Below are 23,289 nucleotides of genomic sequence, written 5' to 3' on the forward strand. Positions count from 1 at the left end.
CCCTGTCACATCACGAATCCAAAAACGGGAAGTGACAGGACCCCGGGAGCCCACCTGATGATGGATTGTTGATGATATGACGAGAAAGGAGAATTAAAATGAAAGCGTTTTCCCCCACAGGAAATCCGCTTTCCCTCATATCGATCAAGTGCCCCCCTTTCCTTTCTCATGCCATCACCCCCTTGTAAGTAAAGCAATATCCATACCAAGAGTAAAATGAACGGGACTTTGGCTTCAAATTGGACTCTCAGGAGAAAATGTCTGCAAAATCTTGCAGTGACCCTGCTCCCTTTTTCCTGCAAAAAATTGCAATCGAGATCTAAGTCTTCGATTCGGTCTCTCTGTTTGAAATCTGATATCTCTCCAACTTGTAGTAGAGATTTCTCACCGAGATTCCGAGTCGCCGGGCTGTTTCCGTTTTGTTGCCCCCCGTCTCCTCAAAAACCCGAAGAATATGAGCCCGCTCCGTTCGGGAAACCACTTGTTGCAATGTCTCACCCTCCTCTGTAACACCCTCCTGAAATGCCGGGGGTGCCATGGAGGAAGGAAGAGGCAACAAGTGTTCCTTACAGATCTCCCGCTCACTGTGGTGCATGTGGATCATCGCCCGCCCCAGCACATTTTCAAGCTCTCTGACATTTCCGGGCCAATTGTAAGTTTCCAATACATGGAGAGCATCCCGATGAATCGAAATCACATTTCGCCCATACTCCTGGTTGAAATTTTTCACCAAGTGAAGAGAGAGTGCCTGGATGTCACTGACCCGCTGACGGAGAGGTGGGATGTGGATGGGCAGCAGATTCAGCCGGTAATAGAGATCTTCCCGAAAACGCTTTTCTTTGATCGCTTGCTCCAAATCCACATGGGTGGCGGCGATTACGCGGACATCTACGGTGACGGGCTTGGCTCCGCCCACCCGGACAATCTCTTTCTCCTGCAAGACGCGGAGCAGTTTGGCCTGGGTGGAAAGGGAGAGCTCCCCGATTTCATCCAGAAAAATCGTTCCGCCGTCAGCCTCTTCAAAAAAGCCCTTTTTGCCGCCTCTTCTGGCACCGGTAAAGGCTCCTTCCTCATAGCCGAACAGTTCGCTCTCCAACAAAGACTCCGGAATGGAGGCACAGTTGACCCGGACAAATTGATTGTATTTCCGGTCACTTGCATTGTGGATGGCATGGGCGAAAAGTTCCTTTCCCGTTCCCGACTCTCCCCGCAACAAAACGGTTGCCCGGGTGTGGGCACCTTGGCGAGCTTCCTTCAGCGCCAGCCGCATCGCTTCGCTTTCACCGATAATGTCATCGAAAGTGTATTTTGCCTCCAGGGTGCGGACCAGCCGGCGAAATCGTTCCAGTTCTCGGTACAATTCCTTGATTTCCGACATGTCCTGAATGATGGCAACACTCCCTTTCAATTTGCCCTCCACTGTGATCGGGGCGGCGTTGACCACCACATCTTTCCGGTGAGATCCAACTTTCATCGGCACCCCCCGGACGGGCTTTCCCGTCCGGAGCACTTTCATGTGCATGCTCTCCCCTTCGGAAATGTCTGTATCCGCCGGTTTTCCGATCACCTCCGGAGGCGTCAGTCCCGTCAAACGTGTATAGGCCGGATTGATTAAAACTCCAAGTCCTTTCGTGTCCACAACAGAGATGGCATCATCGGAGGAATCAATGATCGCTTGCAATTGACTTTTCATACTTTTCAAGTCTGTCACCTGTTGGACCAGGGAAGTCACTTCCGTGATATCCCGGAAAACAGAAACAACTCCGATCACCTTTCCTTCCCGGTCGGTCACCGGCTCCCGGTTGGTCACAATTTTTTTTCCGTTAGCCAACTCCAACGATTGGTTCAGCTCCGGTTTTCCCGTTTGCAACACCTGATCGAGACAGGTATCGGGAAGCACCTCTCCGATTTTCTTCCCCATCACCTGGTCTGCCGATTTTCCGATCAAACGTTCTGCAGCCCGGTTGAACAGGGTGACCCTCCCTTCACGGTTTACGGCGATCATGCCATCATGGGTTGAATTTACGATGGCATCCAGCTCGTGCTGGCGCACCCGCCAAGCTTCAAACCATTGTTCTTTTTCCGCGATCAACTGCATGATCAGATTGGCCACTTCCCCAGGAACCACCAAAGTTCCTTCTCCTTTGATATCGCACAGATGCCGGTAAACAGCAGGATCCCCTGTCACCTCCAGAACGACATCGGGATTTTCTTTTAAAAATGGATACACCTTTTGTCCTGTCGGGATCCCATGCCGTTTCGCTTCCAGAATCGCCGGTGCTTCCGGTCTGAGATCGACCACGCCAGTCACGCGGATCCGATCTAACTGGATCAGTGTCCGGAAAAAAGCGGTGCCGCCTTCTCCCCCGCCCACGATCAGAAACCTTTTCATCGGCCGTCCTCCCGTTTCCATTCTCCGTTATTCATCTTATCACAACCCGGGGCAAGGGATGGGGCATGGCATTCCCGGTTGAAATAAGGTAGGATAAGGAGTGAATAAGGGGTGGTCTCATGCTTTATCAACGATTATTGGCAATAGCCCTGCTGTGTATCCCCGGAGCGGCCGGAATTTACGGCTGGACCTTGATGAAGGACATCATCTTCGAAACCCTCGCCGGAAAGGATTTCGCCTGGTTGCCTTTTCTGGGAGGTTTGCTCCTCTTTATTCTCGGACTGTTCTTCACCGCCGGTTTTCTCTTCTACCGGGATGCCAAAAGAAACTATGTGCAACCCATGCTCCTCCCCCCAAAAAAGAAAAAGCTTCCTCCCAAAAAAGGAGCGGAAAAATAGAGGCAGGAAAGAAGGGGTTTCGCTGATTTACGAAACCCCTTCTTTCCTACCTTTGACACACAGTGGGCAATATCCTTGAAAAACATGGGCCAGCGTAACCCCCTTCCGCTCTATTTCATGGAGTGTTATCTTGTTAAGAACCCCCTTGAATAGGGGAGAGAATGGATCACAATTCGAAGGAGGCCGATTCAGATTGAACCACCGTCTGGAAAAACTGTCCGGTTGGCTGAAGCATGAGGGAGTGGAGCTGGCGATGATCCAGGATCCCGCCAATCTGTTTTATCTCACCGGATTTGAATGCGAACCCCATGAACGGCTGGTAGCCCTGTTTTCCTTTCCTGGGGAAGAGCCGTTCATGATTTTGCCGGAGCTGGAGATGGACCGCTTGAAAAATTCCGGATGGACCCACGGGATCACCGCCTACGGAGACTCCGACAACCCGTGGCACATCATCCGTTCCCTCCTGGCTGACCGGAAACTTCTCTCCTTCCAAAGGGCTGCGGTGGAACTGGAACATCTGACTTACGCCCGAGCGCAATCCCTGCTCAGTTTATCCCCGGAAGCCAAGTTAGTCTCCGTCTCCACTCATCTGGGGGCGATGCGGGTCATCAAAGATGAGACCGAAATCCGCGCTGCCCGAAAAGCCGCCCGGTTCGCCGATATGGCCGTGGAAACCGGGATCGCGGCACTGAAACCCGGGTGTACGGAGTTGGAAGTGGTGGCCCGAATCGAATATGAGATGAAACGACAAGGAATCCGGGAAATGTCCTTTTCCACCATGGTTCTGTTTGGGAAAAAATCAGGCGATCCCCACGGCATCCCGGGTACACAACCGTTGCAGGAAGGGGATTTGGTGCTGTTTGATTTGGGCGTGATCTTCGATGGGTACGCCTCCGATATTACCCGAACCGTCGCCTTTCGATCCATCAGCGAGGAAGCGAGTCGAATTTATGAAACCGTACGGAAAGCCCAGGAAGCGGCCCTAGCCCAGTGCCGTCCGAAAACGCCGATGATGGAAGTGGACCGTGCCGCCCGCCAAGTGATTGCAGAAGCCGGTTACGGCGCTCATTTCCCCCACCGGATCGGCCATGGGCTCGGGATTTCCGCTCATGAGTACCCTTCTCTTCACGGAAAAAACAGTGATCATTTGTCTGAGGGGATGATCATCACCGTGGAACCGGGCATTTACGTCCCCGAAATCGGTGGTGTCCGGATCGAGGACGACCTGGTAATTACCGCCGATGGTCATCAGGTGCTAACCCGATTTCCGAAGGAACTCCAAATCGTCAAATAACCAAAAAACCACGGGGCATCCCCTGTGGTTTTTTGGTTCCCGAAGGTTTATCGCCTTCCCACCCGGTCCAGGTAAGAGAGAAAACGGCTGTTCTCTATGACCTGAGTAAAAGAGACGGCCTCACCCAAACCGTGGCCGACCACCAGCAGAATATCCAGCAAAATAATCAACCATGGGGGAGAGATCCAAGCGAGCCAGATTCCCAATTGGATTCCAAGGAGATTGGAGCCGCTGTCCCCCAACATGAACCGGGCCGACAAATCCCCCTTCAACACCGCAGCCGCAAGGCCGAGGAGCGGGAGAAACAACAGACTCTCTCCTGAACCCAGATGAAGAATGAAAAGCGTCCCCCCCAGCACCAGATAAAATTTCAAGGCCCGTCCTGGGCGAAGGTCCAACAAGTTGAGCCAATTAGTCATCAATCCGATCAAAAGTGTATGTAACAACCAGAGGAACCCGTACCCCTCAGCGGTGACGGTGGCCGCTACCGCTGCAACCACCCCACCTCCCACCGCTTTCAGCAATCCGGTGGTCAACCTTCCCTCCTCCATCAATGTTCGAAAATGTCCCATAAATCCCTTGTCCCGATGGTTTCCCAAGGTGTCATCCAGCCACCCGAGAAAGGCCACCGTGACCGATGCCAACATCACAACAGAAAAGAGAGGAAAGGAAAACAAAGAAACCCATCGAGACAGACCGAGAGGCACTGCGGATAAAAACAATAAGAGAACCGCCAGGAGTCCTCCCAGAGAAGTGGGAATCCGCTCCCCTCTGTAATTGACAGAAGTCACTCCCGCAGACAACAGAAAGCTCCTCCCCGGATTGAGGGAGAGTCGGCCTACACCGTATGATATCAGCAACAGAAAGACGGAAAGAAACAGATTCATGCAAGCTGCCTCCAAAGCCGGATCAATGTCCCCAAGATCGCCGCAAACTGTTTACCCCGATGTACAAATCCCCGCCAATCCCGACCTGTCTCCCGGTGACTGAGCGGCAACGGGATCTCCTTGATGGTAAATCCATTCCGAAGAGCCCTAACGGTCATACCCACCTCAATTCCAAACCCCTCAGAAACAGTTCCCATATTTTCCATCAGTTCCCTGGCGACCGCCCGCTGTCCTGACAATGTGGCTTCCACGGTCGTTCCTGTCAATCGCCGAACCCCGTAGCGGGCCAGTTTTTTGACCAATCCAAATCCCCCTTTTCTCCGGGCGGCGGGGAAGGAGGCGATCGTCATATCCGCTTCCCCCTTCAAAACGGGTCCCACCAAGGCACCACACAGCCGGGCATGTTCCTCCAGATCTGCGTCCACAAACAAAAAAACAGTTCCCGCAGCTGCTTCGACACCCTTAGTGAGAGCGGCCCCTTTGCCCCCGTTTTGCGGAAGGCGGATCACTTGGTTCGCAAGAGGCTCCGCTTTTCGGGCTGTCTGATCCCGACTCCCGTCGTCCACGACGATGATCTCATCCACTTCTCTTACCTGTTGAAGGGATCTTAATGTCTTTTCGATTCGTTCTTCCTCGTCAAAGGCGGGAATGATGGCACTGACAAGAGGAGTGTCTCTCATGATGATGCCTCTTTTCCTCTATTGGTCGCATCCTGGATCAACTTGATCCATTCAAAGGTTTGCAGGGACTCCCCCGTATAGGGACCAGGCAGGGAGAAAGATCGGTTCTCATCCGTTCCGAACACCGGGCGGGAAGTTTCCTCCCCCCATTGCCGGATGAGCACCGGTCCGGAATAACTCATCCGAACATCCCGGATCAATCGGGGATAGTGAAAGTTTCTTTCGGCGGCATCCGGCAATAGAACGATGGCATCAAAGCGATCTGGTAAACTTGGAAAAGCCGATGGACGGGCGATCACCCCTCCCGCAGCCCGGATGGCCTCTCCCAACCGGCGCGCTTCCCGGTCCGATCCTCCGAACACGAGAACCAGGCAACCCTTTAACCGACCTTTGACAGCCTCCCGCAACAGAACCCGATTTTGTCCGCGGAGACGTTCCAGGTTTTCCTCCCTCCCCTGCAGATTTTTCCGGAGACGGTCCTGCTCCTGTGAAAGCTGGTCCATCCTCTGTTCCAGTTTGTCCAACAGAACTCCCTCCCGTTGTTCAAACCAGGAGTGGCCTCCGGTTCCTCCGAGAAGGATCCCCACTCCGAGGGACAAAAAAACCGCGATCAGAGTATGGAGAAGGGTACGGTTCGAAATCATGGCATCCCCACCCAGGAAAAAAAGATTTTGACGTTTAACCACACCAGTTTGGCCATATAAAACAAGCGCGGGTTCACTGCCGTCAAAGCCAAAATCGGGAAAGCGGAGGCAACGATCAACCCTGCAATCTCTCTGATCGGAAGTTTTTTGCTCCCGCTGTACAGTCGATGAACCCCTCTGGCATCCACCAGTTTGGGACCCACTTTGATTCGGGTCAGCAACGTGCTGGACATTCCTCTCCGCCCCTTCTCCAGAAAATCGATGACATGGGAGTGGGAACCGACGGCCACGATGAGCCGTGCCCCTTCCTGGTCAGCCATCAACATGGCCACGTCTTCGCTTGTCCCGGGACAGGGAATCAGATGAGCAGCCAACCCCAAGCTCTCCACTCTTTTCAATCCCGGGGCCCGTCCATCAGGATAGGCATGCACCACCAGCTCGGAGCCGGTTAAAAGAGCTCGATCCGAGACTGAATCCATATCCCCCAGGATCAAATCCGGACGAAAACCGCTCTCCAACAAAGCATCAGCTCCCCCATCCACACCCACTAACACCGGATTCGCCTCTTTCAGATAGGGGCGCAACATTCGTAAGTCCCGTTCATAGCCGCCCCCTCGCACCACAATCACCACATCTCTTCCCTGCATTTCCGTGATCAGGGAAGGAATGGGCAATCGTTGACTGATGAGGAAACGTTCCCGTCGGGCATAATCAAGGGTGTTGGCCACAAAGGAGTCCAGGGTCCCATCCAGATGATCCGCCGCCTCTTCCACTTTCTGTTGCCAATGGGTACGATCCAGGCGATGACCGCGGGCCACCTCCACCCAACATCCCGCCCGTTTTTGGTACAGACGGTCCCTGTGGATACAGAGTACGTCTCCCTCCACAATCTTCTCCAGGATTTCATTCCCTGTAACATCGAGCAAAGGAATCCCGGCATCGAGCAATAAACCCGGTCCCCGGGCAGGATAGGTTCCTCCGATGGAGGGAGCGGCATTCACCACCCCGCCAACCTTCTTCTTGATCAGACCCTCCGCAGCCACTTCATCTAGATCCCGGTGATTGATTACTGCGATCTGACCGGGACGGACCCGGTGAATCAACCGTTTGGTCTGACGGTCCACCGCTGCGGATCCATGACAAACCCGTTTATGGGCCGGAAATCGAGAAAACAGCATCGAAGACAGGCTCCTTTGTCTCCAATTGGCTTTTTATATTATGTAAGAGTTTCCCCCTCTTCATACCTGAATTATCCATCACACCTCCCTCCTTCTTAACAGCCACCCCGACGTTATTAAAGATTGCTAAAAGATGCCAAGTAAAAAACGGCATGCCCCCACAGCATACCGTCTCCATCCACATTCCGATCCTTCACCCCACCTTGTGTTCAATCCTCAGTTTATCTGCCACCATGGCGATGAACTCAGAGTTGGTGGGCTTCGCTTTACTGACGTTGATTGTGTAGCCAAAGAGCTTGCGGATGGAGTCCATGTTTCCCCGGCTCCAGGCAACCTCGATGGCATGGCGGATCGCCCGTTCGACACGACTCGGGGTGGTGTTGTATTTTTCCGCAATCCGGGGGTACAACGTTTTCGTAATCGCCCCCAACAGCTCCACTTCATTGTACACCATGGTGATCGCTTCCCGCAGATACAGATAGCCTTTGATATGAGCCGGAACACCGATTTCGTGAATCACACTTGTGATGTGAGCGTCCAGATTGTCCGACCGTCCGCCTGTCGCAGCAACTGCATTCCCCTGGGTGGATGTGACGGGCCGCCCTTGCATTTGCCGGATCCGATCTGTCAACACATCCATGTCAAAGGGTTTCAGGATATAGTATGCCGCCCCTAATTCCACCGCCCGCTGTGTAATATTTTCCTGACCAAAGGCCGTCAGCATGATGATTTTCGGCATAGGTTCCGGCCGTCCATTCAGCTTCTCCAAAACACCAAGACCATCCAGATGTGGCATGATTATATCCAGGACAAGTACATCCGGCTTCTCTTTTTCCAGTAGTTCGATCACTTCGTTTCCATTATAGGCGACACCGACTACTTCGATATCTTCCTGAAAATCCAGATGTTCTCTCAGAAGATCCGCAAATTCGCGGTTATCATCAGCCAACAGCACACGCATCTTATCCAAACCGGCCCCTCCTTCTCTGGCAAAATCGTCCTCGTCGCTTTATTACATGGCTTCGACAAAAAAACGGTCATTCCTTCCTAACCCTTTGAAATTTCCTGTTGCAGGAATTCTTTATAAAAAAACGGGCCTCATCATGGAGACCCGTTTTTTCCAATACCCCTGCATCCTTCAGCATCCACTCGATATAGGTACCGTATCCCGATGCAGGATCATTGACGAATACATGGGTGACTGCACCCACCAATTTCCCCTGTTGTATGATCGGGCTCCCGCTCATCCCCTGTACAATTCCACCGGTTTTTTTCAATAATCGCGGATCGGTCACCTTAATGATCATTCCTTTGGTGGCGGGAAACTTTTGATGAATCCGATGGACAATTTCTATGCTGTACCGTTCCACCTTTTGCCCTTCCACCACGGTCAGGATTTCAGCGGGACCTTCTTTGACCTCCTCCGACAAACCCACTGGAATCGCCTTTTCATACAATCCCGAGGTCGGATTTTGGTCCATTTTACCAAAAATGCCGAACTGTGTATTGCGCGAGATCGATCCTAACACTTGATTCTCACGGAAAAAGATAGCCCGTTTTTCTCCGGGATCTCCCGTCTGTCCTTTTTCAATGGAAGTGACATTGGAGTGAACCACTTTTCCGCCCCCCACTTGAATGGGTTGCCGGGTGTCCATATCGGTGATCACATGTCCCAGAGCCCCATAAACCCCTCGTCCGGGATCAAAAAAAGTTAACGTACCCACACCGGCTGCCGAGTCCCGCACATACAAGCCAATTCGGAATGCGTTTTCTTTCCGGTCCAGTTCAGGTTGCAAGGACACTGTCTTCCGATGATGCCCCCGGCGAATGACGGTTTTGAGCGACCGTTTTTCTTCACCTGCTTTTTCCACCATCCGCGCCACTTGATTCACTTCATTCACCGGTTCTCCATCCATTTCCACAATGTAATCCCCAACCCGGATATCCGCCTTTTCCCCTGGGGAAGGACGGGTGCTTCCCACCAAGTGATGTCCGACGACCAAAACCCCATCCGAGGCCAGTTTCACCCCGATGGATTGTCCTCCGGGAATCACCCGGATCTCCGGCAGCACACGCACCATCATCCGTTTTAAAGGGACTTTCCCAAACAGACGCAAAGTGAGCTGTGTTTGCCCCAACTGTTTGGACATTAACATCAGCGGCTGACTCAAGTTCACACGAACCGGATTTTGCCGGGCTCCGTTTACTGCCAACACATCGGGATTGGCGATGGAAACGGTGGCTGATGCGGGAAGGGTCAGGTGAAGTTCCTTCGGATTTCCTGTAAACAGTCGCATTTCCGCGGGAAGAGCCATAAATTGACGAAAAGGTGTACTCACTCCCCCCAGTATCAACAACAAAACCAAAAGCACGCCTGCCCACTTCTTGTATTTTTTTCTGTGCCCCACACGTCTCACTCTCCTGCTTCCTGCCTACACCTCCACCTCGATGTTCCCATCGTATTTGTCAGTTTGCCGCGCCCTGTTTCCTTTTATGTTACGCAAATGATTCCTCAGCCACTTCTTTCTAAAAAATCCCTCCTGGTTGGAGGGATGGACTTGAATCATATCGCTTTTTTCGTTTGTTCCGCCAGACGGAGCATCTCCAAAGCATGGTTTTTGGTCGTGTCCGTCACTTCCACGCCCCCCAGCATCCGTGCCAGTTCCATCGTCCGGCCGGCTTCGGTCAGCAGTTTGACCCGGGTACGAGTGGATTCCCCGACGGTTTCTTTGAAAATCTGGAAATGAACATCCGCCATGCAAGCCACCTGGGGCAGATGAGTCACGCACAACACCTGGCAATTGCGGGCGAGACGGGCGATTTTTTCAGCGATCGCTTGTGCAGCTCTCCCGCTGACCCCCGTATCCACCTCGTCAAAGATCAATGTGTCCGCCGCACCTTCCACTTTCGAGAAGATGCTTTGCATCGCCAGCATGATCCGGGAAAGCTCACCGCCGGAAGCGATTTTCACCAAGGGGCGAAGGGGCTCCCCGGGATTGGGGGAGATCAAAAACTCCACTTGATCGATCCCGTGAGGTGTAAAATCAAGTGTACCTGCCGGATGAAAGGCGACGGAAAATCGGGTCCCCTTCATATTGAGATCCGACAATTGCAACTCCACCAGACGTTCCAGTTCCGCGGCCGCAGTCCGTCGCAAAGTTCTCAACTCTTCAGCTTGCTCAGTCAACTGAGTGATCAGCTGATCACGCTTTTCTTCCAGTTCCGCCTTTCTTTCATCCCGGTGTTCCAACTTTTCCAGCTCTTCTTCCACACTTCGCCCATAAGCGAGAATCTCATCCACCGTTTCCCCATATTTTCGTTTCAGATCATCAACCAAGCGTAACCGTTCTTCCACTTGAGCGAGACGGGTGGGATCAAATTCCAATCCATCCCGGTATCTCCCTAATTGCCGGGCAGCTTCTTCCACCTGGTAATAGGCGGATTGGATCAATTCCAGTACGCCGCTCAAGGATTCATCGTATGGGACGATCTCCTCCAGATCTCGAACCGCGCGATTGATACTTTCCGCCCCCCGATTTTCCCCGTATAATGCTTCGTAAGAGTCGGCGGCATTCTGCATCAGACGCTCAGCATGAGCCAGACGGCCGTGCTCCTGCTCAAGCATTTCATCTTCCCCGGTTTCCAGACGGGCAGCAGCGATCTCATCCCTTTGAAAGGTCAACATATCGATCCGTCGGCTGACCTCTTTTTCATCGGCATCGATTCGCTCCAGCTGTTTCACAATGTCCCGGTATTCCTGATATATGCGCCGATACGCCTGTAAACGCCTTTTCAGCCGGGAGCCCCCGAAAGCATCCAACCATTTTATGTGTTCTTCCACCTGCAATAACTTCTGATGCTCATGTTGCCCGTGAATCTCCACCAGATGGGTTCCCACTTGTTTTAGCATCGCCAAGGTGACCATTTGCCCGTTGATTCGGCAAGTACTCTTCCCTGAAATGGAGATCTCCCGCCGGATGAGAAGATGATCGTCTTCCGCTTCCAAACCCAACTCGGACAGCACCGTCCGGGCCGGATGGCCTTCCCGGAGCTCAAACAGGGCTTCAACCATGGCTTTTTTGGCATGATGCCGGATAAAATCGGTTGAGCCCCGGCCGCCGGTCACCAGGCTGAGGGCATCAAACAGGATCGATTTTCCTGCCCCCGTCTCTCCTGTCAACACATGAAATCCGTTGTCGAAGGTGATATTCACCTGTTCGATAATCGCAAAATCACGGATGGAGATTTCCCGCAGCATCGGTCATCCACTCCTACAACATTTCAATGAAACGGTTCTTGATGTGGGGAGCCTGCTCCCGATCCCGACAGATCAACATGATGGTGTCATCCCCGGCGATCGTTCCCAGGATGTCGGGCCATGCGAGATGGTCGATCAGGACGGCGATGGCGTGGGCGTTGCCGGGCATGGTTTTCATTACGATCAGATTTTCACTCAAATCAATTCCCACAAAGGCTTCTGACAACATCCGCCTTAGCTTTTGATGTGGATTGAAACGGTTGTCCGCCGGCAGGGAATATTTATATGACCCGTTATTGGTCGGGACTTTCACCAAATGCAACTCTTTGATATCCCTGGATACGGTTGCCTGGGTTACATTGTACCCCGCTTTTTTCAACTCGGCCACCAGATCCTCCTGTGTTTCCACATCCCGGTGGGTGATGATTTCACGAATTTTGATGTGCCGTTGTGCCTTCATATCCTGCCCTCCAGCCCTTCCCCTTCATCCTGTTCACCTTGCAACTTTTTGCGAACCACTTCAAAGAAATCTCTTTCTTCCCATTTGATCAGAGGGGTGTAATGCCGGGATTTCGCCACCCGGATCACATCATCCACTCTCAGTCGGTAACCGAGCTGTCCGTCGATGGTGACTCCGAGATCCCGGTGAGTGGCACTGACCCGGATTTCCAATGTACTGTCCGCCGGAAGAACCATCGGCCTTGCCGTCAGCGTGTGAGGGCAGATGGGGGTCAGGAGGATGCACTGGACTCCGGGCCAGACGATCGGGCCCCCGCAGGAGAGGGAATAGGCTGTCGATCCCGTCGGAGTGGATACGATCAACCCGTCTCCCGAGTAGGTACCCAAATACACACCGTCCATATAGACCGTCCCTGTGATCATTCTGCTGAAGGATCCCTTTGCAATCCCCACATCGTTGAGGGCAACGCTTCTCTCCAACACCTTCCCGTCCCTGACCACCTCAGCATCCAACATCAATCGTTCTTCTATGTAATAGTCTCCGGACAAGATCCGGTCGACAGCAGTGGAGAGACTGTCCGGTTCCGCCTCCGACAGAAACCCGAGATTTCCCAAATTGAATCCCAGGATCGGGATGTCAAAATCGGCAAACCGTCGCGCCACGCCGAGCAACGTTCCGTCCCCGCCCAATACGAACACAATCTCCACCACATCAGGAAAACGATTCACCGCCAAGGACAGATCGGGGCGATCGATGCTTTGAGCGATGTCGGGTTCCAGCCATACCTCCACCCTCCGCTCCTCCAGGAGGAGCACCAGCTCTTTCAGCACCACCCTCGCTTTTGGTTTGCCCTTATTTACAAGGATACCGAACCTTTTCAAATCGACTCCACCTCCATCCGTCCGGACGGGTTTATCGGACCAGAATGGCGATCAAGGCTCCCAGAACCATCATAATGAGATGGGAGGCGACCCCCCGCCGTCTCCCCGGAGTACGTACTCCCTTAATATCAAAGGTGATCTTTTTCAAGGTTCCCTGAACGGGGTCAACATATAAGATACCGGCGGCTTGAAAGGCGAGAACATGTCCGAGGAACCGGTCACGTATCGCTGCACCGGACAGTCGAAGAGTTTTTTTGGCTTTGGCCAGGATGACTACATAGGCCTCTTCGCCTTCCAGGGCTACGTAGTCCGCATATAATCTGCTTTCATATTGGTTCTCACCGACCTGAATCCAAAGAGGCAACCGCTGCTTTGCCGCAACCACCTCGTAACCCTCCCGTTCCAGCCAATCGGGAATCTCCCCCTGCACCGGTTGTTGGGAGTCCAAAACCAACGGACGGATCCTCATTCTCCGCCATGACCGGAACAACATCCAGAAAAACAGGACCATAAGCAGAAAAAGGACTACAGCATCACCGGGTTTCAACAAAGGAATCCCTCCCTTTTTCTACTTATTCAACCCAAAAACGGGAAATCCTGTTCCCTGTTCAATCCTCGCGGGAATGTGCTTTCTCCACGGTTTCCCCGATTATGGTTTCCAGATCTGGGAGTCGAACAGGATCTTCCGGCGAACTTCGCCGCAACCAGCTGAGAAACTCAATGTTCCCCCCACTGCCGGTGATGGGGGACGGGGCCAATCCTCTGAGGGAAAATCCCTCCGTCGTTGCCGTTTCCGCAAAGCGAGCGAGTACCTTCCGGTGAATCCCCGGATCCCTGACAATTCCTTTGCGACCCACTTGTTCCCTGCCCGCCTCGAATTGCGGCTTCACCAGGGCCACCACATCCGCAGGCGCTTTCAGCAAAGCGGTCAGCGGGGGCAGGATCAGGGACAAGGAGATAAAGGAAACATCCACCGTCGCAATATCAGCCATCTCCCCAGGCAAGTCCGCCGGTTTCATATGACGAAAATTGGTTCGCTCCATCACAACCACCCGCGGATCCTGACGCAGCTTCCAGGCCAGTTGCCCATAGCCCACATCGACAGCGTACACCTTGGCTGCCCCATTTTGAAGGGCACAATCGGTGAACCCCCCGGTGGAAGCCCCGACATCCAGCACCACCCGGCCGCCGAGATCCAGGCGAAACACCTTCAGGGCCTGCTCCAGCTTGATCCCTCCCCGACTCACATAGGGATGTTCCGGTCCGGCAACCTCCACCTCCACGCCTGGAGGAATCCGGGTGCCCGGTTTGTCCGCCCGTTCTCCATTCACCCGAACCAATCCCGCCATGACCGCCCGTTGCGCCTGTTGACGAGTGGGGAAATACCCTTTGTTGACGAGAATGAGGTCCAACCGTTCCTTAGCCACGATCCCTCCTCCTCAGACCCGCTGCCGATGGACGGTGATCATCTGATGGGCGTTTTGGACGATGTTCTCCACAGTCAGACCCACTTCGCAAAGTTGCTCCTTTACATCTCCGTGTTCGACAAAATAGTCCGGCACACCCATGATTTTCACCGGAACACCGGAATCTCCCCGCATCGAAAAATATTCCAGCACGGCACTGCCAAAACCGCCACTGACGCACCCCTCTTCGATGGTCACCACGGGGGTTCCTTCGATGTTCAAACGATCCAGTAGCTCCGTATCCAAGGGCTTGGCAAAACGGGCATTGACCACCTTCGCTTCCACCCCTTCATTTGCAAGCCGCTCCGCCGCTTCCATCGCCAAGGGAACCATCGTTCCGAAAGCGAGCAGAGCCACATCCCCACCCTCCCGCAGAATTTCGGACTTGCCGATGGGAAGCTCCTTCAGTTCCGTGTCCATCTCCACCCCAAGACCCGTCCCCCGGGGGAAACGGACAGCGATCGGTCCGTTATATCGATAGGCGGTATACAACATGTGTCGGAATTCATTTTCGTCTTTGGGCATCATCACCACCAAATTGGGAATGCAACGCAGATAGGCGATATCGTAAACCCCCTGGTGCGTCTCCCCGTCAGCCCCGACAAAACCGGCCCGGTCCACCGCCAGCACAACGTTCAGATTTTGACGGGCGATGTCATGGATCACCTGATCATAGGCACGCTGCAGAAAGGTGGAATAGATGGCCAGTACAGGTTTCATCCCTTGAGTGGCCAAGCCCGCTGCAAAGGTACCCGCATGTTGTTCAGCGATTCCCACATCAAAACAACGGTCCGGAAACTTGGAGGCGAATTCATTCATCCCGGACCCCCCCAACATCGCCGGAGTGACTCCCACCACACGCTTGTCTGTCTCTGCCAGATGAATCAGGGTGTCTCCGAACACCTTGGGATATTTAACAGGACTTTCTTCTTTTTTCCCTTTGTTCGATTCCAGCTTGTAACCTTTGGATACGCCATGCAGTTTTTCCGCATGATTTTCCGCCGGCAGGTATCCTTTTCCTTTCACGGTGACCACATGAACCAGAACCGGCCCTTTCGTCTGATCCGCCTGTCGCAAACACTCCATCAATTCATCCAAGTTGTGGCCGCTGACAGGTCCCAGGTAGGTGAAGCCCAATTTTTCAAACAACACCCCGGATACCACCAGATATTTCATACTGTCTTTGATTCGTTCCGCAGCAGTTGCAAAGGCGCCTCCCACCGAGGGAATCTTTTTGAGAAAATACTCCACTTCTTCTTTCAGTTTGTGATAGTGACGATGCGTCCGCAGTTTGCCCAAGTAATTGTGGATGGCACCCACGTTGGGGGAGATGGACATCTCGTTGTCGTTGAGGATCACCATGATGTTCCGTTTTTCGTTTCCGATATGATTCAGCGCTTCCAGCGCCATCCCTCCGGTGAGAGCCCCATCACCGATAATCGGGATCACCCGGTAATCTTCTCCCTTCAGATCCCGGGCAACCGCCATCCCCATCGCTCCCGAAAGGGAGGTGCTGCTATGACCTGTCTCCCAGACATCATGCTCGCTCTCCGCCATTTTGGGAAACCCGCACAACCCCTTGTATTGGCGGAGGGTGTCAAATTGAGACCTTCGCCCTGTCAGAATCTTGTGGACATAGGCCTGATGCCCCACATCCCACAGCAAACGATCCTTGGGACTGTCAAAAAGATAATGTAATGCAAGGGTCAGTTCCACGACACCCAAATTAGACCCTAAGTGCCCCCCTGTCACGGACAAGCTCTCAATCAGAAAATGACGGATTTCCTCCGCCAGGCGGGGAAGTTCCCGGACAGGAAGTTTTTTTAATTGTTCCGGTGAATTAATCTGCTCGAGGTGCACGAAGAACGCCTCGCTTTCGTTTTCGTTTGCTGGTTTTACTCACCAAATCGATTCAAAGCTTTTTCTCCAGGTATATAAAAAACTTTACCCAGCCCGAAGATGATTTCATTCCCATATTACATAGTTTCTGTTACTTTTCTCACCTGGACGGGTTCAGGAGGGAGATCAAAGTGGCAAAACTGGCAGCGCCACCGACCGTACCTTCATCTCCCAGATGGTGTAATTGCAAAAATTGAGAACCGATCCCTCCGACGCAGAGATCGATGATGACAAAAAGAACGGAATGCCGGCCGCATGCGGCGGCCGGCATTCCGTTCCGGCTTGACCAACGGCTTTCCGCCGGTCTGCCACGGCCGATCTGACCGGATTTACCATTCACACAGGATATGTTATGAAAACGATCATAGAGTGGAAACAGACTGGCACATCTATATTGAAAAATAAAACCACAAACGACATCCAATACCCTTTGGTGGATTTTCATTCCGCCTCTAAGGTAGGGTGAACCATCTGGAACACTACACAACTCCTGAATTGCAGACATTATATCATAACCTTGTGATCCCGGACAAATGAAGGAGCCGGGCTCATTTGTCCCGCACGGTCAGATAATCGGCGATTGCCAACAAGCGGTCCGGACGGATCCGTTCTTGTGCCATAATCAGATGTTTGGCTTCCTCGACCAATGACCGGATCCTTTCTCTGGAGGAATCCAATCCGAGAAGGGAGGGATAGGTGGATTTGTTTTTCACCTCATCGCTGCCCACGGGCTTCCCCAACCTTTGCCGGTCCCCAATCACATCAAGAACATCATCCTGGATTTGAAAGGCCAACCCTAGCCGTTCAGCGTATCCTGTCAGCGCCTGGAGTTCATCCTCTCCGCTTCCGGCCACCATCGCCCCGATGCGGACGGACCAAGTAATCAAATCCCCGGTCTTGGAACGATGGATATCCTGCAACTCCTCCAAGGAGACCTCCCGACCTTCTCCCTGAATATCCTTCACCTGTCCGCCTACCATTCCCTCCGCTCCCGCCCGAACAGCGCATTCCCGGATGAGGGTGAGCGCCGTCTCCCGAGGGAGTTGGGCATCCAAGGCTCCTTGGGCCATCACGCCAAAAGCCTGGGTCAATAAGGCATCCCCGGCCAGGATGGCCATCGCCTCCCCGTAAATCTTGTGATTGGTGGGATTTCCCCGGCGAAAATCATCATCGTCCATTGCCGGAAGATCATCATGGATCAAGGAATATGTATGTATCATTTCCACAGCGCATGCGAAAGGCAAAACCTTCTCCTCATCCCCTCCCAAAGCCTCGGCAGTGGCCAAGGTCAAAACAGGTCGGAGACGTTTTCCCCCGGCCAGCAGGGAGTAGGTCATAGCCTCTCGCAACGTTTCAGGGATTCCCTCCGGGCTCTCCATATACTCTTTCAATCTGGATTCGACACTTTTCGCTTTTTCTTTAAGATATCCTTGGATTTCCTCCACGGTTATTCCATTTCCTCCTCCGGTTGAAAGGGTTTCTTCACCCATTCCCCGTTTTCCCTGACCAACATCTCCACATGCTGCTCCATTTTTTCTAATTTTTGACCGCAGTAACGGGACAATTTCATCCCCTCTTCAAAGAGACGGATCGATTCTTCCAAGGGAAGCTCTCCGTTTTCCAGATGCTCCACCACTTCTTCCAGGCGATCCATCGCTTCTTCAAAGGAGAGGTTTTCCGGTAAACCGGCTTCCTTCTTCTCATCCGCTTTCTTCATTGGAATCCTCCTCCATTCCCCAGACTTGGCATTTCAGCCTTCCGTCCGACAAACGGATCCGGACCAGATCCCCCGCTTGCACCTGTTCCACGGATTTGATCAATTCTCGCCCGTTATAACGATAAAGGAGAGCGTATCCCCGACTCATCACTTTTAACGGGCTCAAGGCATCCAAATGCTCCACCCTTCCCAGCCATCGCCTGCGATATTCCTGCAACAGGCGAATCATACCCACCCCGGATTGACGCGAAAGACGGATCAGCCGTTCCTTCAGACGGATGATGCGGGCGGCGGGATGGTGTCCCCTGAGTCGGTATGTCCGGCTTTCCAAACGGGAACGGACAGGGGCGAAAGCTTCTCTGGCTGCCCGCACCAACTCCCCCGTCATTATATCGAGACGTTGTTCAGCTTGCTCCACCCCTATGGCGGGCCTGCGAAAAACAGGTCGGTCCATCGAGTGGTTCAGCCTCACTCTTCCATCAGTCAAACACTGTTTCATCCCTTTGATTAGGCGTTCCTGAACAGCCTTCAGACCGATTTGCAACTCTTCCAGACGGGGGACAACCATCTCCGCCGCCGCTGTCGGAGTCGCCGCCCGGACATCTGCCGTAAAATCGGCGATGGTGATGTCTGTTTCATGTCCGACTGCCGAAACCACCGGAATCCGGGATTGATGGATGCTGCGGGCGACCACTTCTTCATTGAAAGCCCACAATTCCTCCAAGGATCCACCCCCCCGCCCGACAATGATCACATCCACTTCCCCCGCCCGATTCAGCTGATTGAGCGCTTGGGCAATCTCTAGGGGGGCTTGGGGTCCCTGCACGGAAACCGGATACAGAAGAACGTCCACCCCCCGGTTCCGACGTCGGATTGTGGTGATAATATCTCTCACCGCCGCGCCGTGGGCGGAAGTGATCACTCCCACGCATCGGGGAAAGAAGGGAAGTCCTTTTTTTAGACTGGTCGAAAAGAGTCCCTCTTCATTCAGCTTTTCTTTCAGTCGCTGAAACGAGACATAAAGCTCTCCCATCCCATTGGGTTGCATATGGGTGACATAGAGTTGCGTCAGTCCGTCCCGTTCAAAAACCCCGATCCGCCCTCGGATCAGCACTTCATCCCCATCCTTCGGCATAAACCGGAGCCGCCGATTGTTTCCCGCAAACATCACTGCCCGGATCCGGGTCTGATCATCCTTCAACGTAAAGTACATATGCCCACGTCCGTGGTGCTTGAAGTTAGAGATTTCTCCCTGCACCCAAACCCGGGACAACCCCGGGTCCTCGTTGATCACCCGGGTCAGGTATTGTACCAGCCCGGTCACACTCAGAACATCCTGTTCACCCTCCCGCAACGCCGATCACCTCCAGCGGCTAAATGCATTGTGAAAACAGGGAGGGTTGGGTTTCACATGGAGACAAAGAGAACGTAATGTGAAACCCTACCCGACCGACCTGGTCAGCACTAATTCACAACGTTCTAAGGATCAGGTCGCCTGGGCTGCCTGAACCGTGTTGTACAACAACATCGCCCGGGTCATGGGACCCACGCCCCCTGGTACCGGTGTGATATATGACGCTCTCTCCCGAACCGACTCAAAGTCCACATCCCCGGCCAGCTTTCCCTCCGGTGTCCGGTTCATTCCCACATCGATCACCACCGCTCCAGGCTTTACATGATCCCCGGTGATGATGTGCAACCGTCCCACCGCCGCCACCAGAATATCCGCCTGACGTGTGTGATGGGCCAGATCCTCTGTCCGGGAGTGACACATGGTGACCGTGGCGTTTTCCTTCTGAAGCAAGAGGGAGATCGGCTTGCCCACGATATTGCTTCTGCCCACTACAACCGCATGTTTGCCAGCGATGGAAATCCCCGTTCTTTTCAACATCTGCAAGATTCCATGGGGAGTACAGGGCAACAGAGACTCCAGACCGGTACTCAAGCGTCCGGCATTGAGAGGATGAAATCCATCCACATCTTTTTCCGGACGGATCTCGGAAATGATCCGGTCGGTAGAAATATGGTCGGGCAGAGGCAGTTGTACCAGAATTCCATCCACAGCCGGATCTTCGTTCAAGCGGTGTATTTCAAAAAGCAACTCCTCTTCTCCAATGGTATCCGGCTTTTGAATCAATTTCGAATGGATCCCCACTTGTTCACAATCCCGCACTTTCCCACGCACATAGGTCTCGGAAGCCGGATCTTCCCCCACCAAAATCACCGTCAACCCTGGACGTCTGCCAGACTTGGCAGACCACCTTTGGATCTCATCCTTTAACTCTTGTTTGATCTGTCCCGCTATCCCTTTTCCATCGATAAGATTGCCCCGATTCACCTGAATGCTCCTCTCTGTTGGGCTTTGCACTCAGTTTACTCTTTCCTGTCGGCAATGTAAAGAAACACGAACATTAACCCGAATCATCAAGTAAACATTCGCATTTTCAGCCCCAAACAGGCGACACCAAAGGCATTATCACCGGAAAAGCGAGGATCCGCGAAGGAGAGACTCCCACCGACGGCCCGATGTTCCAAACGATACTTCAGACGGGCTGCCAGCCATCGGTTGGCTGCGACTCCCCCGACAATCAAGAGGCTCTTTGGAAACCCCGACTCAAATGCGTTCAATACCATTTTTTCCAGGGTATTGGCTATGCAGGAAAAGGTCGCCTGCGCGATCTCTCCCCGGGATACCCCTCCCTTCTGCCAGGCCCGCTCCAGCGCGGACAAAGGACCGGAAAAAGAACATTCCAGCCCGCTGACACTGGAAGGCACCGTAAAACCGGTGTCCTCCTCCATCTCCGCTGCCACCGCCTCCAGTTCCGGTCCGGCTGGAAAGGAGAATCCCATCGCCACCCCGATTCGATCCACCATCTGCCCGGCGTTCAAATCCCGTGTTCCCCCCAGTTTCAAGATGTCATAACCTCCCGGTTGCCGGCGCACGTCCAGCAGTTCCGTGGTGCCGCCGGAAAGGTGGATCGCCATAAACCGCTCCGGCGCCGGCTTCCGATCTGCGGTGGCAATGCCCGCCTCAATGTGACCTTCCTGATGTGTCGTCCCGAAAAAAGGGACACCCCAAGCGTGAGCCAAGCTCTGTCCCCAGGAAACCCCCGCCCGGAACACCGGCATATACGAACCTTCCGCCGGACGGGGAGCCTGACTGGCAGCCACTCCCACCACACGGACCCCATCCAGGGGAATCCGTGCGAAAAGCTCCGGAAGGCGGTTCACATGCTGGAAAAAAGCCGTTGATTGCTGCAATCCCCGCTCTCCGGCCTCCACATCCAGCCAGGCGCGTTCATCAGACAGGAGGGCCCCCTCTTCGTCCACCAGGCTCAAGGAAGTGCGGTAATTGCTAGTGTCGATCCCGAGCAGAACCTTCTTACTCCTTTTCACAGGAAATCCCCGGAAACAGCCAATCTCCGGACTTCATCCAAGTTTTTAACCATGCTGCCCAACACTCCATTGATAAACCGGGCGGATTCCTCCGTACTGAAGGTTTTGGCCAGTTCCACAGCTTCATTCAGACTGACTCCTTCGGGAATCTCCTCTTCATAGAGGAGCTCACAAACCGCCATCCGGAGAATGGCACGATCCACAGGGGAGAGTCGGGACAACGTCCAATCCTGTTTCAGATACCCCTGGATCACCGGATCGAGTCGGGGCATGTTCCGGATCACTGTCCGGACCAAGCGAAGAAAGAAAGCGGATGCCTCTTCTCCGTCTTCATCGCGCAGGAAGCGGGCTTCCCTTTTCATCGATCGATCCGCCCCGTCGGGATTGATCTCATTCTGATACAGGGTTTGCAGGGCTTTTTCTCTCACCAGACGCCTGGACATGGAAACCTCACCTTTCCGTTTAAAAAAATAGTCCCAGCCGAGGCCGGGAACAAACCTATTTCCTGAACCACTTGTCCGGAACGATCTCCCCTAGGACTTCCCTCCATTCCCCCCGACTGTCTATCCACTGTCCGACTCCATAACCGGACAGAACAAAAAGACTGAAAATCAGGGTCTTCCAAAATCCCACCAAGAGAAAGATAAATCCGAACAGCAAACCGGCGATCAATCCTGTGATCCTGCCACAGTGTGTCTCCCATATCCGATTCACTCAGTCCACCACCTACTCGACGCGGATCCGGGGCCTTTCCGACTTCACCGTATCCGCAATGTAAACGGAGATCTGGCTGACATCCACACCGGCAATCTCTTCGACGTAGGTCTTGACTGATTGCTGCAACTGCTCCGACAGGGCTTGAATGGGAGTTTCTCCATCAACTGTCAATTTTAAACCAATCCCTATGGACGTATGGTCTCTCTCCCGCCGGACCCTGGCACTCAAATCCCGGATGCCCTGCACCTTGCGGGCTGCTTTGACCGCAAGGCTTTCCAGGGTTTCCAGGGAGATCCGTACATGTCCAAACTCCGTCAATCGGTCGACGCCGGGTTCTTCTTTTCGGATTTGAAGAGAAATCCATAGGAGCCGGAGGCTGAAGATCAAGGCCAATATACTCAGGGCCAGAATCGACCAGCGGGCTTCCGGGTTTCGGTAGAACCGATCCAGCCAGTCACCCACCACTTCTTCCTGCCCAAAGCCCACATTCAAGGCCATGCTGGTGCCCAATGCTGTGATGATCAGGAACAGCAGACTGTATGCAAACAAGAGGAGCCGATTCAGTGCACCCAATCCCTCTACCTCCTCCCGGTCTCTTATATGATTATTTCATCCGTTGCGATGTCTCCTGATTATCTGCGGCAGCATCTTCTTCCCCAAAACGGACTTCAACTACGCGAACCGTCACTCGGGACACTTGGAGACCGGTCATCGACTCCACTGCGTGTTTGACTTGTTCCTGCACTTTTCGTCCCACATCTGGAATGTTGTACCCGTAGGAGACAATGATGGAAACTGTGATCCGTACCTCGTCTTCCAGCTCCACCTTGATCCCCTGTCTCGGGTTTTTTCGCCCTAAAAATTGGGTGATGTCAGAAACGACCCCTCCGCTCGTCCCCGCCACCCCATTCACTTGAAGGGCTGCCAGTCCACCGATGATCTGAAGCACCTCCGGGGCGATCTCCACCTTGCCCAATTCCGTGCTCCTTGTTTCGCTGTTTGGATGCTGCTCATTCTCCATG

24 protein-coding genes are annotated in these 23,289 nt (G+C 53.5%); 2 read left to right on the forward strand and 22 right to left on the reverse strand.

Annotated elements, in window-relative coordinates; all coding sequences use genetic code 11:
* Nucleotides 1–319: 319 nt before the first annotated feature.
* Entirely contained in the window at nt 320–2,392 is a 2,073-nt protein-coding gene (locus tag IEV46_RS05220; protein WP_188430649.1) for a sigma-54 interaction domain-containing protein, read from the reverse strand.
* 119 nt (nt 2,393–2,511) lie between these two features.
* On the opposite strand from IEV46_RS05220, the gene IEV46_RS05225 reads away from it, so the two are divergent.
* The gene (locus tag IEV46_RS05225; protein ID WP_188430650.1) at nt 2,512–2,790 is read left to right on the forward strand and encodes a DUF2627 family protein; all 279 of its coding nucleotides are present in this window, start codon (nt 2,512–2,514) and stop codon (nt 2,788–2,790) included.
* A gap of 193 nt (nt 2,791–2,983) precedes the next feature.
* A complete protein-coding gene (locus IEV46_RS05230) occupies nt 2,984–4,084 on the forward strand; it encodes a M24 family metallopeptidase (protein WP_188430651.1) in 1,101 nt (366 codons plus the stop codon).
* Between the two features lie 47 nt (nt 4,085–4,131).
* Here the strand turns inward: IEV46_RS05230 and IEV46_RS05235 are convergent, their stop codons facing one another.
* The 21 genes from IEV46_RS05235 to IEV46_RS05335 all read right to left on the reverse strand — a co-directional run bounded on the left by IEV46_RS05235 (nt 4,132) and on the right by IEV46_RS05335 (nt 23,288).
* Entirely contained in the window at nt 4,132–4,971 is an 840-nt protein-coding gene (locus tag IEV46_RS05235) for a hypothetical protein (RefSeq protein ID WP_188430652.1), read from the reverse strand.
* A complete protein-coding gene (locus tag IEV46_RS05240) occupies nt 4,968–5,651 on the reverse strand; it encodes a glycosyltransferase family 2 protein (protein WP_188430653.1) in 684 nt (227 codons plus the stop codon). The genes IEV46_RS05235 and IEV46_RS05240 overlap by 4 nt, the downstream gene beginning before the upstream one ends.
* Nucleotides 5,648–6,295: a copper transporter gene (locus IEV46_RS05245; RefSeq protein WP_188430654.1), complete on the reverse strand. Its 648-nt coding sequence runs from the start codon at nt 6,293–6,295 to the stop codon at nt 5,648–5,650. The genes IEV46_RS05240 and IEV46_RS05245 overlap by 4 nt, the downstream gene beginning before the upstream one ends.
* Nucleotides 6,292–7,473: a putative cytokinetic ring protein SteA gene (gene steA, locus IEV46_RS05250; protein ID WP_188430655.1), complete on the reverse strand. Its 1,182-nt coding sequence runs from the start codon at nt 7,471–7,473 to the stop codon at nt 6,292–6,294. The genes IEV46_RS05245 and steA overlap by 4 nt, the downstream gene beginning before the upstream one ends.
* A 193-nt stretch (nt 7,474–7,666) precedes the next feature.
* Nucleotides 7,667–8,443, reverse strand: coding sequence for a sporulation transcription factor Spo0A (gene spo0A / locus IEV46_RS05255; RefSeq protein ID WP_188430656.1), 777 nt, complete (start codon nt 8,441–8,443; stop codon nt 7,667–7,669).
* 67 nt (nt 8,444–8,510) lie between these two features.
* Nucleotides 8,511–9,881: a SpoIVB peptidase gene (gene spoIVB / locus IEV46_RS05260; RefSeq protein WP_188430657.1), complete on the reverse strand. Its 1,371-nt coding sequence runs from the start codon at nt 9,879–9,881 to the stop codon at nt 8,511–8,513.
* A gap of 155 nt (nt 9,882–10,036) precedes the next feature.
* Complete coding sequence (gene recN, locus IEV46_RS05265) at nt 10,037–11,731, reverse strand: DNA repair protein RecN (RefSeq protein WP_188430658.1); 1,695 nt, start codon at nt 11,729–11,731, stop codon at nt 10,037–10,039.
* Nucleotides 11,732–11,744: 13 nt separating this feature from the next.
* Entirely contained in the window at nt 11,745–12,191 is a 447-nt protein-coding gene (gene ahrC / locus IEV46_RS05270) for a transcriptional regulator AhrC/ArgR (protein WP_188430660.1), read from the reverse strand.
* Nucleotides 12,188–13,072: an NAD(+)/NADH kinase gene (locus IEV46_RS05275; protein ID WP_188430662.1), complete on the reverse strand. Its 885-nt coding sequence runs from the start codon at nt 13,070–13,072 to the stop codon at nt 12,188–12,190. The genes ahrC and IEV46_RS05275 overlap by 4 nt, the downstream gene beginning before the upstream one ends.
* Before the next feature lie 31 nt (nt 13,073–13,103).
* Nucleotides 13,104–13,622: a hypothetical protein gene (locus IEV46_RS05280; protein WP_188430664.1), complete on the reverse strand. Its 519-nt coding sequence runs from the start codon at nt 13,620–13,622 to the stop codon at nt 13,104–13,106.
* 58 nt (nt 13,623–13,680) lie between these two features.
* Nucleotides 13,681–14,499 carry a TlyA family RNA methyltransferase gene (locus IEV46_RS05285; protein WP_188430666.1) on the reverse strand — a complete coding sequence of 273 codons (819 nt, stop codon included), beginning with the start codon at nt 14,497–14,499 and terminating at the stop codon, nt 13,681–13,683.
* A gap of 12 nt (nt 14,500–14,511) precedes the next feature.
* On the reverse strand, nt 14,512–16,398 hold the full coding sequence (gene dxs / locus IEV46_RS05290; protein ID WP_188430668.1) for a 1-deoxy-D-xylulose-5-phosphate synthase: 1,887 nt from the start codon (nt 16,396–16,398) through the stop codon (nt 14,512–14,514).
* A 587-nt stretch (nt 16,399–16,985) separates the two neighbouring features.
* Nucleotides 16,986–17,882: a polyprenyl synthetase family protein gene (locus IEV46_RS05295; RefSeq protein ID WP_188430669.1), complete on the reverse strand. Its 897-nt coding sequence runs from the start codon at nt 17,880–17,882 to the stop codon at nt 16,986–16,988.
* A 2-nt stretch (nt 17,883–17,884) separates the two neighbouring features.
* On the reverse strand, nt 17,885–18,154 hold the full coding sequence (gene xseB / locus IEV46_RS05300; RefSeq protein WP_188430671.1) for an exodeoxyribonuclease VII small subunit: 270 nt from the start codon (nt 18,152–18,154) through the stop codon (nt 17,885–17,887).
* Nucleotides 18,138–19,508, reverse strand: coding sequence for an exodeoxyribonuclease VII large subunit (gene xseA / locus IEV46_RS05305; RefSeq protein ID WP_188430674.1), 1,371 nt, complete (start codon nt 19,506–19,508; stop codon nt 18,138–18,140). Before xseA ends, xseB begins: the two co-directional genes overlap by 17 nt.
* 132 nt (nt 19,509–19,640) lie before the next feature.
* A complete protein-coding gene (gene folD, locus IEV46_RS05310) occupies nt 19,641–20,492 on the reverse strand; it encodes a bifunctional methylenetetrahydrofolate dehydrogenase/methenyltetrahydrofolate cyclohydrolase FolD (RefSeq protein WP_188430676.1) in 852 nt (283 codons plus the stop codon).
* 86 nt (nt 20,493–20,578) lie between these two features.
* Nucleotides 20,579–21,550, reverse strand: coding sequence for a tRNA (adenosine(37)-N6)-threonylcarbamoyltransferase complex transferase subunit TsaD (locus tag IEV46_RS05315; protein ID WP_188430678.1), 972 nt, complete (start codon nt 21,548–21,550; stop codon nt 20,579–20,581).
* Complete coding sequence (gene nusB, locus IEV46_RS05320; protein WP_188430680.1) at nt 21,547–21,993, reverse strand: transcription antitermination factor NusB; 447 nt, start codon at nt 21,991–21,993, stop codon at nt 21,547–21,549. The genes IEV46_RS05315 and nusB overlap by 4 nt, the downstream gene beginning before the upstream one ends.
* A gap of 55 nt (nt 21,994–22,048) precedes the next feature.
* Entirely contained in the window at nt 22,049–22,264 is a 216-nt protein-coding gene (locus IEV46_RS05325) for a DUF2273 domain-containing protein (protein ID WP_188430682.1), read from the reverse strand.
* A gap of 12 nt (nt 22,265–22,276) precedes the next feature.
* Nucleotides 22,277–22,840 (reverse strand): alkaline shock response membrane anchor protein AmaP, encoded by a 564-nt coding sequence (gene amaP, locus IEV46_RS05330; protein WP_188430684.1) that lies wholly within the window; start codon nt 22,838–22,840, stop codon nt 22,277–22,279.
* 31 nt (nt 22,841–22,871) lie between these two features.
* On the reverse strand, nt 22,872–23,288 hold the full coding sequence (locus IEV46_RS05335; protein ID WP_188430686.1) for an Asp23/Gls24 family envelope stress response protein: 417 nt from the start codon (nt 23,286–23,288) through the stop codon (nt 22,872–22,874).
* Nucleotide 23,289: the final 1 nt, after the last annotated feature.

The sequence above is a fragment of the Kroppenstedtia guangzhouensis genome (genome assembly GCF_014637345.1).
GTDB lineage: Bacteria > Bacillota > Bacilli > Thermoactinomycetales > DSM-45169 > Kroppenstedtia > Kroppenstedtia guangzhouensis.

Coding starts and splice junctions, on each gene's coding strand:
- IEV46_RS05225 (WP_188430650.1), top strand. CDS start 2,512: ATGCTTTATCAACGATTATTGGCAATAGCCCTGCTGTGTATCCCCGGA.
- IEV46_RS05335 (WP_188430686.1), bottom strand. CDS start 23,288: ATGGAGAATGAGCAGCATCCAAACAGCGAAACAAGGAGCACGGAATTG.
- IEV46_RS05220 (WP_188430649.1), bottom strand. CDS start 2,392: ATGAAAAGGTTTCTGATCGTGGGCGGGGGAGAAGGCGGCACCGCTTTT.
- steA (WP_188430655.1), bottom strand. CDS start 7,473: ATGCTGTTTTCTCGATTTCCGGCCCATAAACGGGTTTGTCATGGATCC.
- nusB (WP_188430680.1), bottom strand. CDS start 21,993: ATGTCCAGGCGTCTGGTGAGAGAAAAAGCCCTGCAAACCCTGTATCAG.
- recN (WP_188430658.1), bottom strand. CDS start 11,731: ATGCTGCGGGAAATCTCCATCCGTGATTTTGCGATTATCGAACAGGTG.
- IEV46_RS05235 (WP_188430652.1), bottom strand. CDS start 4,971: ATGAATCTGTTTCTTTCCGTCTTTCTGTTGCTGATATCATACGGTGTA.
- IEV46_RS05240 (WP_188430653.1), bottom strand. CDS start 5,651: ATGAGAGACACTCCTCTTGTCAGTGCCATCATTCCCGCCTTTGACGAG.
- IEV46_RS05245 (WP_188430654.1), bottom strand. CDS start 6,295: ATGATTTCGAACCGTACCCTTCTCCATACTCTGATCGCGGTTTTTTTG.
- xseB (WP_188430671.1), bottom strand. CDS start 18,154: ATGAAGAAAGCGGATGAGAAGAAGGAAGCCGGTTTACCGGAAAACCTC.
- ahrC (WP_188430660.1), bottom strand. CDS start 12,191: ATGAAGGCACAACGGCACATCAAAATTCGTGAAATCATCACCCACCGG.